General features: G+C 64.6%; 9 protein-coding genes and 1 pseudogene. 9 read left to right on the top strand and 1 reads right to left on the bottom strand.

The window, feature by feature from the left end; genetic code table 11:
• The 9 genes from D2N39_RS20580 to D2N39_RS20545 form a co-directional block, all read left to right on the top strand.
• On the top strand, positions 1-1212 hold a 1212-nt coding region (locus tag D2N39_RS20580), incomplete at its 5' end, for a helix-turn-helix domain-containing protein (protein ID WP_325048523.1).
• A gap of 106 nt (positions 1213-1318) precedes the next feature.
• Positions 1319-1774 carry an SOS response-associated peptidase family protein gene (locus tag D2N39_RS20575; protein ID WP_233557329.1) on the top strand — a complete coding sequence of 152 codons (456 nt, stop codon included), beginning with the start codon at positions 1319-1321 and terminating at the stop codon, positions 1772-1774.
• A complete protein-coding gene (locus D2N39_RS23455; RefSeq protein ID WP_325048522.1) occupies positions 1771-1998 on the top strand; it encodes an SOS response-associated peptidase family protein in 228 nt (75 codons plus the stop codon). The genes D2N39_RS20575 and D2N39_RS23455 overlap by 4 nt, the downstream gene beginning before the upstream one ends.
• A gap of 106 nt (positions 1999-2104) precedes the next feature.
• Positions 2105-2581 (top strand): ImuA family protein, encoded by a 477-nt coding sequence (locus D2N39_RS20570; protein ID WP_233557334.1) that lies wholly within the window; start codon positions 2105-2107, stop codon positions 2579-2581.
• Between the two features lie 13 nt (positions 2582-2594).
• The gene (locus tag D2N39_RS20565) at positions 2595-3983 is read left to right on the top strand and encodes a Y-family DNA polymerase (protein WP_325048521.1); all 1389 of its coding nucleotides are present in this window, start codon (positions 2595-2597) and stop codon (positions 3981-3983) included.
• Positions 3980-7222 (top strand): error-prone DNA polymerase, encoded by a 3243-nt coding sequence (locus tag D2N39_RS20560; protein WP_119136647.1) that lies wholly within the window; start codon positions 3980-3982, stop codon positions 7220-7222. The genes D2N39_RS20565 and D2N39_RS20560 overlap by 4 nt, the downstream gene beginning before the upstream one ends.
• Before the next feature lie 329 nt (positions 7223-7551).
• Positions 7552-7869: an ArsR/SmtB family transcription factor gene (locus tag D2N39_RS20555; RefSeq protein WP_119136646.1), complete on the top strand. Its 318-nt coding sequence runs from the start codon at positions 7552-7554 to the stop codon at positions 7867-7869.
• 55 nt (positions 7870-7924) lie between these two features.
• Complete coding sequence (locus D2N39_RS20550; RefSeq protein WP_199725327.1) at positions 7925-8977, top strand: permease; 1053 nt, start codon at positions 7925-7927, stop codon at positions 8975-8977.
• Between the two features lie 55 nt (positions 8978-9032).
• On the top strand, positions 9033-10193 hold the full coding sequence (locus tag D2N39_RS20545) for an MFS transporter (protein WP_119136644.1): 1161 nt from the start codon (positions 9033-9035) through the stop codon (positions 10191-10193).
• Here the strand turns inward: D2N39_RS20545 and D2N39_RS20540 are convergent.
• Positions 10180-10322, bottom strand: a pseudogene (locus D2N39_RS20540) (organoarsenical effux MFS transporter ArsJ); the annotation flags it as partial. The gene D2N39_RS20545 and the pseudogene D2N39_RS20540 overlap by 14 nt on opposite strands.
• Between the last annotated feature and the right edge of the window lie 19 nt (positions 10323-10341).

Raw genomic sequence — 10341 nt, 5'->3', positions numbered from 1 at the left:
AAAAAACACATCACATCCACGGTCATTGCGACCGGGGCGCACGAGATCTGTGCCAAATCTGAGGAGCACTCGCTCCCCGGCATGGGTTCGGTCAACCTACAGCCAGCGTTCCGGCCGATCTCGCGTCGGGACATCATGGCCGCGGTCAACACATGCAGTCGCGATCTCGGCATCCGGCAAGGCGCTGTGGTCGTTCTCGATGCGCTGCTGAGCTGCCTGCCCTGCCAGGGCGCGGATGGCCGCGAGACGCCGGTCTCTCCGACCACCCTGCTCACTGTCTACGCCAGCAACGAAACCCTGTGCTTTCGCGCCAAGGGTCTCACCGACCGTCAGCTGCGCCGGCATCTTGAGACGCTAGAAGCCGCCGGACTTATTCGCCGCCGAGACAGCGCAAATGGCAAGCGCTTCCCTGTGATGCAGCACGGCAAACCGATCGGCGCCTTCGGGCTGGACCTGTCCCCCCTCTTCGCGCAGTCCGACGAGCTGCTCGCCCTTGCCCTGCGCCGCCGCGAGGAAGCAGACGAGTTGCGCGGGCTGCGGGCCCAGATCCTCAGACTGCGCGCGGCCTGCGCCGAACTCCACTTGAGCGACGCTGTCACCACGTTCATCGACGGGCTGCGTAACCTTGTGCGGCGCACCTCGCTGACTCTCATTGAGGCTCGGGCAGCTCTCTCGCAACTGACCGCGGTCATATCGTCTCATGCGGCCCGCCAGGTGGGGGCCGTTTGCGAAACCGAACAGGTTGAGCAACGCCTTCCCTCCAATGCGGAAGCCGCTAACACTACGTCCTGCGAGGAGACCACCATGGGCCGCACCCCAGACCAAGCGGTTCCCGAAACCTTTCAGGCCCTCACCGCAGAAACCTGCCGCCTGCCGCCAACCGAGCAAAAGCCCGGCTCTGACGGACGAAATGTCCGCCACATAGAGCAAGAGTCAGATACAAAAAAAAGAATGCAGAAAACCACAGCTCTTCCCAATTGGGCAGCCCTGACCGAGGTCAACGCGTTCTATGAAGAGCCAACCAGTAGCCAAGAGGCCACACGCGTCGCTTTCGAGTTCGGGAAGATGCTGAGAATAAGCCAGGACATCCTCGCCAGCGCATCGAGCAGACTCGGGCTGTGGGAGCTTCTCAGGCTTGAAGACCGCATGGCAAAACAGATCGGAACCATCCTCAACCCGGATGCCTATGTGAGATCCGTCTTGCGAGCTTAAGCACAGATCGCAGTCTTATGGACTTCAAACACCCAAATAGACCGCTAGAAGGCGATCGGATAGATTCTATGAATGTTCTCACACAGGAACAACGGGAATCGAGATTATGTGCAATCTTTACGCCCAGACGAAAAGCCAGGACGCGATGCGTCAGGTCTTTAGTGACGTGCTGGAAGAGGATGAGGAACTGATCGATGCCGCAGGTAACCTCGCGCCCGCATCCGGCATCTTCCCCGACTATGCCGCGCCGATCATTCGCCGCGGTGAAAGACGGGATTGGACACTGACCACGGCCCGATGGGGTATGCCGACGCCACCCGTCTATCTGGCCGGCAAGCGCACAGACCCCGGCGTCACAAATATACGAAACGTCAGCTCGCCATATTGGCGAAGATGGCTCGGGATCGAACACCACTGCCTCGTTCCCTTCACCAGCTTCTCCAAACTTGATGTTCGACCTGACGCGCGTCGCAATCACCCGGCCTGGTTTCCCTCGGGCAGGATCGACCACTTGCGTTCTTTGCTGGAATCCGCACCGAATGGACCTCGGTCAGAAAGTTGAAGGAGGGCGAGATGACAACTGAGCTCTTCGGGTTTCTGGCCTGTGAAGCCAAAACAGAGGTCCGCCTGGTGCATGCCAAGGCCATCCCGGTGATCCTCACCTGGCCGGATGAATGGCGCTGCTGGCTGACCGTGGATACGAGCGAGGCGCTGAAGCTTCAACAGCCCCTAGCCAATGGGCGCCTCAAAATAGTCGCGGAGGGCACTCGTGCGGACCCTGCGTGACCGGCTACAGGTCGGAAGTGATGATCCTCTCCATCTGCTGAAGGGCCGCGTCCACGAAGTAGAAGGACAAGGGCGAAACGTCTTTGCACTATTCCAGGCGGCAAGATTGGCGGGACCGGTCTTCTGGATCGTCTTGGCGCATGATCGTGATCGGCCAATGCCGGGATCCCTGCCAGACGGCATAGCCGAGCACCTGTATTTCATAGAAGCGAGGGGCGAGACCGATCTGCTCTGGACCGTCGAAGAAGCGCTGAGGGCGCGGCCGGTGTCTCTGGTCATCGCCGCTCCGGAAAAGCCCATCTCGCTGACCGCGGGCAGACGGCTCCAGCTGGCGGCCGAGGCCGGTGGCACGACGGGTCTGATGCTGATCCAGGAGGGCAGGGGCAGCAATGCCGCCGAGACCCGCTGGAAATGTGATCCGCTGCCCTCGCCTCTGGACTCGACTCGTCATCGCTGGATCCTTAATAAGAACAAAAGAGGAACGACCGGAATCCATGATGTGAGCTGGAATGGCGCGACGGCTGCTGTCCATCTGGTTCCCCAGGCTGGCGAGCGACATCAGCCTGAGGGCCCGCCCCGTTGAGGGGCCTTTCGCTTTGACGCGCCTAGCGTCGAACGCGGAGCATCTGCATTGTCTGAACAGTATCGCAAGCGCCGCCGGGCTCCATCGTGGCATGCCCTTGGCCGATGCGCGCGCCGTCTGTCCGGTCCTCTCCACGCGGCCAGCCGATCTGATCCGGGAGGGCAGGGCGCTTGAAGGGCTGCGCAGATGGGCCAGCCGTTACGGACCACATGCTGCGAAAGATGGATCGGACGGCCTGATCGTCGATGTTTCGGGCGTGCCGCATCTCTTTGGCGGTGAAGTCGAGCTTCTGGCCGATCTCGAGGCGCGGCTCGAGAGGGCAGGGGTCTCCTCGAAAAGCGCTATTGCCGAGACCCGGGGCGGAGCCTGGGCACTTGCCCGCCGTGGTGGCGGGGTGATCCCGGAAGGCGGGTTGCTCTCTCGGCTGGGCCCGATGCCGGTGAGCGCGCTGCGGATTGAGGCTCCGGTCGCCGAAGGTCTGACCCGCCTCGGGCTGCACAAGATCGCCGACCTGACCGCTGTGCCCCGGGCGCCACTGGCGCGCCGGTTCGGCGCTGAACTTCTTCGCCGTCTGGATCAGGCGCTTGGGACCCAAGCCGAGCCTGTTGCAGCCGAAGCGGATGCGCCGCATTTCGGGGTGCGGATGACCCTGCCCGAGCCGATCGGGCTCACAGCCGATGTGATGGGCGTGCTCGACAGGCTTCTGGTGCGGCTTTGCGACAAGCTGGCATCGGCGCAGATGGGGGCACGGGCTGTCCGGCTGGAACTGCAGCGCGTGGATCGCTCGGCCGCGGTGGTCGATGTCGGTCTCGCCCGCGCAATGCGCGACCCGGTCCGGATCTCGGCCCTGTTCCTCAAAGGGGTGGATGAGGTCGATTCCGGATTCGGGATCGACGGTCTGCGCCTGACCGCTTCAATAACCGAGCCACTGGCGTCTGAGCAGATCGGCAACGCGCAGGCGCGGGCCGAAGATGAGCTTTCCGACCTGATCTCGCGGATCGGCAATCGGCTGGGCTTCGATGCGGTGCAACGCTACCTGCCGGCAAGCAGCCGCATTCCAGAGCGCAGCTTCCTGACCGTCCCTGCCGCCTATGCCGCACCGGAGCCGTTTCCGCCAAAGCGCCGTCCCCGCCGTCCCATCACGCTCTTCCCGGCGGAAGCCTTGGCCCAGGTCTCTGGCAGCCCTCCCGCCCGCTTCAGCTGGCGCCGGATGGGTTTCACCACCCTGCGCGCGCATGGCCCTGAGCGGATCAGCCCCGAATGGTGGTTTGACGACCCCGCCTGGCGCAGCGGTGTGCGGGACTATTGGCGAATCGAGACCAATGAAGGGCCGCGGCTCTGGCTCTTTCGCACGCCACAATCCGGATCACGGGACTGGTATGCTCAAGGGGTCTTCTTGTGATTCCTCATGCCGAACTCTGCGTGACCTCCAACTTCACCTTTCTGCGCGGAGCCTCGCATCCCGAGGAACTGGTGAAGCGCGCGGCCGAGCTTGGTCTCACGGCCATAGCCATCACCGACCAGAACTCGGTTGCCGGAGTGGTGCGGGCGTTTTCGGCGCTGAAGGAACTCGCGCGCATTGCGGAGGAAGCGGGCCAAATTCAGGTGGGGCAGGGGGCCTCGTTGCCGAAGCTGATCCCGGGCGCGCGGCTCGTGCTAACCGACAGCCAGGTGGAATGGGTGGCGCTACCCACCGACCTGGCGGCCTGGTCGCGGCTGACCCGGCTCTTGTCGCTCGGCAAGCGGCGCGCCGAAAAGGGCAGCTGCCATATAGGGCTGGCGGATATGGAGGAATGGGGCAGGGGGATGATGCTGATCGCCTTGCCACCGGATCCGCTGGACGCGACCGGCTTCGAGCGGGATCTGCGCCGGATCGCTGCCCGTTTCGCCGGTCAGTGCTTCCTTGGCGCAGCACCACGCTATGACGGGCAGGATCAGGAGCGGCTTGATCGTTTGGCCGAGATTTCGCAGGCCACGGGGCTGCCCAAAGTCGCTGTCGGTGATGTGCTGATGCACCGATCAAACCGGCGGCCGCTCGCAGATGTCCTGACCTGCATCCGCGAGGGCTGCACCATCGACAGAATTGGCGACCGGCGCCTTGCCAATGGCGAGCACCGCCTAAAATCCGGCGAGGAACTGGCGCGCATCTTCCACCGCTATCCGGCTGCCCTGCGTCGCACGGTCGAAATCGCCGACCGCTGTGCTTTCCGCATGGATCAGCTGTGCTACCAATATCCAGATGAGGCGCGGGACGGAGAGCCCGCTCAGACCCGTCTTGAGCGGCTGGCGCGTGAAGGGCTGCACTGGCGCTATCCCGGCGGGCCGCCGCCGAAGATCGTCTCCCGTGTCGAGAAGGAGCTGCATCTGATCGCCGAGGTGGAATACGCCCCCTACTTCCTGACCGTCTACGACATCGTCAGTTTCGCGCGCTCGAAAAGCATCCTCTGTCAGGGCAGGGGATCGGCCGCGAACTCCGTCGTCTGCTATCTTCTGGGCATCACCGAGGTACCCCCCGAGAGTATCACCCTGATCTTTGAGCGCTTTATCTCGAAAGAGCGTGGTGAGCCGCCAGACATCGACGTGGATTTCGAGCACGAGCGTCGCGAGGAGGTGATCCAGTGGATCTATGAGCGCTACACCCGCGAGCGCGCGGGGTTAACCGCTGTGGTGATCCACTTCCGCTCCCGTGCCGCGATCCGCGAAGTTGGCAAGGTCATGGGGCTAAGCCAGGATGTGATCGCCCGGCTCGCTGGGCAGATCTGGGGCTGGTCCTCCTCGGCCCCCGGCGAGGACTGCTTGCGCGAAGCGGGCCTCAGCCCCGAGGACAGTCGCGTTGCTTTGGCTGTGAAGCTGATTGGCGAGATCATCGGCTTCCCCCGGCATCTCTCGCAGCATGTTGGCGGTTTCGTCATCACCCAAGGACGGCTTGACGAGCTCTGCCCCATCGAGAACGCCGCGATGGAGGATCGCACCGTAATCGAATGGGACAAAGACGATATCGACGCGCTTGGCCTCTTGAAGGTGGATATCCTCGCACTTGGCATGCTGACCGCGATCCGCAAGGCTTTCGGCCTGATCGAGACCCACCGCCAGCGGCAGCTGACGCTGGCGAACATCCCGCCTGAGGACGGGCGCGTCTACGACATGCTCTGCAAGGCGGATGCGATCGGGGTGTTTCAGGTTGAAAGCCGCGCGCAGCTGAACTTTCTGCCTAGGATGAAGCCCCGGAAATTCTACGACCTGGTCTGCGAGGTGGCTATCGTCCGGCCAGGGCCGATCCAGGGCGGCATGGTCCATCCCTTCATCAACCGGAGGCAGGGCAGGGAGAAGGTCGAGGATCTCGGCCCTGCAATGATGGAGGTGCTCGGTCGCACCTATGGCGTGCCCCTCTTCCAGGAACAGGCCATGCAGATCGCCGTGGTCGCGGCAGGCTTCACGCCCGCCGAGGCCGACCGGCTGCGCCGCTCGCTCGCTACCTTCAAGCGCATGGGCACCATCGGCGGCTTCCGGGACCGCTTCGTCGGCGGGATGCTGGAACGCGGCTATGATGCGGAGTTCGCGGCGCGCTGCTTTGCCCAGATCGAGGGGTTTGGCTCCTACGGTTTCCCCGAAAGCCATGCCGCCAGCTTTGCCCGGCTGGTCTATGTCTCGGCCTGGCTGAAGCGTCACCATCAGGCGATCTTTACCTGCGCGCTGTTGAATGCCCAGCCGATGGGATTCTACGCGCCCGCGCAACTCGTGCGGGATGCGCGCGATCACGGGGTCGAGGTCCGGCCGGTCTCGATCAACGATTCCGTCTGGGATTGCACCATCGAGCCCCGGGCTGATGGTTCACATGCTTTGCGGCTTGGTTTCCGGCAGGTGAAGGGGATGCGCGAGGAGGATGCCATCTGGATCAAGGCCGCCCGCGGCAATGGCTACTCCGATGTCGAAAGTGTCTGGCGCCGCGCAGGGCTCAGGCCCGATGCGCTGGATCGGCTCGCCGAGGCGGACGGCTTTGCGGCTCTCGGTCTCTCGCGGCGCGATGCCCTTTGGCAGGCCAAGGCCCTGAAGGCGCCAAAACCGCTGCCACTGTTCGGGCTGGATGGCGAAGGCGAGCATGAACCGCTGGTCGAGCTCCCCCGGATGACGCTTGGCCAGGAGGTCATCGAGGATTACCTGGCGCTGCGGCTGTCGCTCCGCGCCCATCCTATGGAGATCCTGCGCCCGAACCTGCCGGAGAGCTTGCCTGCGGCGTCAGCTAGCCATGCGAAGGGCCGGATCCAGCTCACGGGTCTGGTCATCACCCGCCAGCGCCCGGGCACCGCCTCGGGCGTGGTCTTCCTTACCCTTGAGGACGAAACCGGCACCGCGAATGTCGTGGTCTGGAAAAAGGTCTATGAGGCCTTCCGCGCCGCTGTGGTCGCCGGGCGGCTCTTGCGGGTGACGGGGCGGATCGAGCGCGACGGGCAGGTGACCCATCTGATAGCAGAATCCATCGAGGATCTGTCAGCCCGGCTTTCCACCATCGGGCAGCAGTTGCGGATCGGGGCTGAGACCGAGAGGGCAGGGGAGACCGTCAGGCCCAGCCGAACAGCGGGCAGAGCGCGACACCCGAGGGAGCAGGCGAAGAAGCTGTTCCCGAGCAGGGATTTTCATTGAAGTCGCTCATCGCGTGCTGGCCAGCCTCGAATGAAATGTCATGAACCAGAGCGTGCGAGGTATCGTCTTCTTCCGGCCCAAAGCCGACAGTCGGCGCCATTGCCGCGCCTCAGCGTGCACTCTCCAAACCGGCCAGTCGTGTTTGTTGCCGACGTAAGGTTTGTGCGAGATATCTGGTGCGCAAACGGGATAGCTGCGACGCGTGTGGTAGACGATGCTTCAGCAGATGGAGTGGGGGCGACACAGGACAGTGGGTGGTCTCGGTTGACCCCGTATATGGTCCCAACACGAATCATTTACAAAACTAGGATTGTGGTTATTTTAGCTCCATGACAACGATCAGTCCCAACGCTCGCTCTCTTGCCGCCCTTGGCCATGATGCCCGTTTGTCGATCTTTCGCCTGTTGGTGAAGGCTGGCGACGACGGGCTGAGGGTCAGCGATATCGGCGAGCACCTGGGGCTTGCCCCGTCGACCCTGGCGCATCACCTCTCGACGCTGGTCGATGCGGGGTTGGTGCTGCAGGACAAGCAGGGCCGCGAGGTGTTCAACCGGGTCGATTTTCCCGCGGTGAATCGACTCGTCGGTTTCCTGACGTCCGAATGCTGCGCCGGCGTCACGACCTGCTCGTCGGAGGATGCGGCCTGATGTGCGCGCATTCTTTTTCTGGCCTTGAAACACCTATAAATCCGGAGATTTGGTGATGACTGAGTCAACCCTCCCGACACCCGGCCTCCGGTCCATTCTGCGCCATCTGTGGCGGGATGAGCGGGTCTGGCTCGCTTCGGCGCTGATCCTTGTGGCGTTGGCCGTGTTCGACGCACCCCAGGCCGCGGACAGCGCCCTGTTTGCGGGCAAGGCCCTGCTGGGCACAGCGCCCTTTTTGATCCTGTCCATCGGCATCGCAGCCTGGGCCAATGCGACGGGGGCCGAAAACCTGATCGCCAAGGCATTTACCGGCGCGCCGATCCTGATGATCGGGCTCGGTGCGCTGGCGGGTGGCATCTCACCCTTCTGCTCCTGCGGGGTGATCCCGCTGATCGCAGCGCTGCTGGCGATGGGCGTGCCGCTATCAGCGGTCATGGCCTTCTGGCTGGCTTCGCCGATCATGGACCCGTCGATGTTCGTGCTGACGGCGGGCGTGCTGGACCTTGAGTTCGCGGTGGCCAAGAGTGTGGCCGCCATCGGGCTGGGCGTTTTCGGCGGCACCGTGGTGCACCTGATGATGAAGCGCGGCGCCTTCGCCGATCCGCTGCGCGAGGGGATCGGGAACGGGGGTTGCGGCGGCGCCAGAATTCGCGCGCCCAAGCCCGTGGTCTGGCGCTTCTGGGCACAGGCGGACCGCCGGGCAAAGTTCGGCAAGACGGCGCTGACCACCACGCTGTTCCTTGCCAAGTGGCTGACGCTGGCCTTCATCCTCGAAAGCCTGATGCTGGCGCGGATTCCGGCGGAAACCGTCACCGCGGCGCTTGGGGGCGAGGGGCTGCTGCCGATCGTGACTGCCACGCTGGTGGGCGTGCCCGCCTATCTCAACGGCTACGCCGCGCTGCCGCTGGTCGGTGGGCTGATCGAGCAGGGCATGGCGCCCGGGGCAGGCATGGCGTTCCTTGTCGCGGGCGGCGTCACCTCGGTCCCGGCGGCCATGGCGGTCTGGGCGCTGGCGCGGCCACAGGTCTTTGCGGTCTATATCGGCCTGTCCCTGACGGGCGCTTTCGCTTCGGGGCTGCTGTTCCAGCTCTGGACACAGGTGGCATGAACACCAGCGGCGAGGCGCATTGTCTCGCAGCTCCCTTCCACATCGAAGCCCCATCATGATCCCTGGACTGTCTCCGGCGCGGCGAGGACTGATTGTCGCTGCCGTCGGCTCTTCTCTCACCGTCAGCTGGGCCTCCAGCTACTATATCCCCGCCGTTCTGGCTGTGCCCATGGCCGAAGACCTCGGCCTCTCGCCGGTCTGGGTGTTCGGTGCGTTTTCCATGGCGATGGTGGTTTCCGCCATGGTCGGGCCCTGGGCCGGGGCGAGGATCGACGGCTTTGGCGGGCGCGGCGTGCTGATGCTGTCGAACCTCGTCTTCGCGGCGGGCCTAGGGTTGCTCGCCGTGGCGCCGTCGCCGCTGGTCCTGTTTGCAGGCTGGGCGGTCATCGGGCTGGGTATGGGGATCGGGCTATACGAGGCTGGTTTCGCCACTCTGACGGGGATCTACGGCAAGGATGCCCGCGGTCCGATCACCGGCATCACCCTGATCGCCGGGTTCGCGAGCACGGTGGGCTGGCCGCTTTCGGGGCTGATGCTGGCGACATGGGGCTGGCGCGAGGCCTGTATCGGCTGGGCACTGATCCATCTGGTGGTGGCCTTGCCGCTGAACGCGTGGCTGCCGAAAGGCACCACGACAGTCACCGCAGAGGCGACGCCGGTCGAGGACGGCCCACCGCCTTCCCGGCTTGCTCTCTGGTTGCTGGCCTTCGTCTTTGCGGCGACCTGGTTCAACTCGACCGCCATGGCCGCGCATCTGCCGGGGCTGCTTCAGGCGGCGGGGGCCAGCACGGCCGTGGCCCTCGCGGCGGGCGCGCTGATCGGCCCGGCTCAGGTCGCGGCCCGGGTGCTGGAATTCGGGCTGTTGCGCCGGTTCCATCCCCTTGCATCGGCCCGGCTGGCCGCGGCGGCGCATCCGGTGGCGGCGGTCGCACTGATGGGATTCGGCGCCCCTGCGGCTTATGCCTTCACGCTCCTGCACGGGGCGGGCAATGGTATCCTGACCATCGCCAAGGGGACACTGCCGCTCGCCCTGTTCGGGCCGGCGGGATACGGGCGTCGGATCGGCTGGCTCAACGCGCCTGCGCGCATCTTGCAGGCGGCCGCGCCGCTGATCTTTGGCGCTGCTCTGACAGCATGGGGCCTTCACGCCATCTGGCTGACCGCAGGAGTTGGTGTGCTGGCGACGATTGCTCTGCTTGTCCTCAGACGGGCCTGAGCCGCCGGGCGGCCAGCCAACGGGCCAAAGCCATCAGGCCGGCCGTGGCGAGGCCAGCGTAAGCCCCCCGATCTGGTAGCTGAGGCCCGAGAGCAGCGAGCCGATCAGCCGACCTGCGGCACTCGCCATGTCATGGAGCATCACTCCT

The organism is Gemmobacter lutimaris, assembly GCF_003570715.1.
GTDB lineage: Bacteria > Pseudomonadota > Alphaproteobacteria > Rhodobacterales > Rhodobacteraceae > Gemmobacter > Gemmobacter lutimaris.
The sequence above is the reverse complement of the archived record's forward strand: the minus strand, read 5'-3'. Positions and strand labels throughout refer to the sequence as shown.

Coding starts and splice junctions, on each gene's coding strand:
- D2N39_RS20575 (WP_233557329.1), top strand. CDS start 1,319: ATGTGCAATCTTTACGCCCAGACGAAAAGCCAGGACGCGATGCGTCAG.
- D2N39_RS20555 (WP_119136646.1), top strand. CDS start 7,552: ATGACAACGATCAGTCCCAACGCTCGCTCTCTTGCCGCCCTTGGCCAT.
- D2N39_RS20550 (WP_199725327.1), top strand. CDS start 7,925: ATGACTGAGTCAACCCTCCCGACACCCGGCCTCCGGTCCATTCTGCGC.
- D2N39_RS20545 (WP_119136644.1), top strand. CDS start 9,033: ATGATCCCTGGACTGTCTCCGGCGCGGCGAGGACTGATTGTCGCTGCC.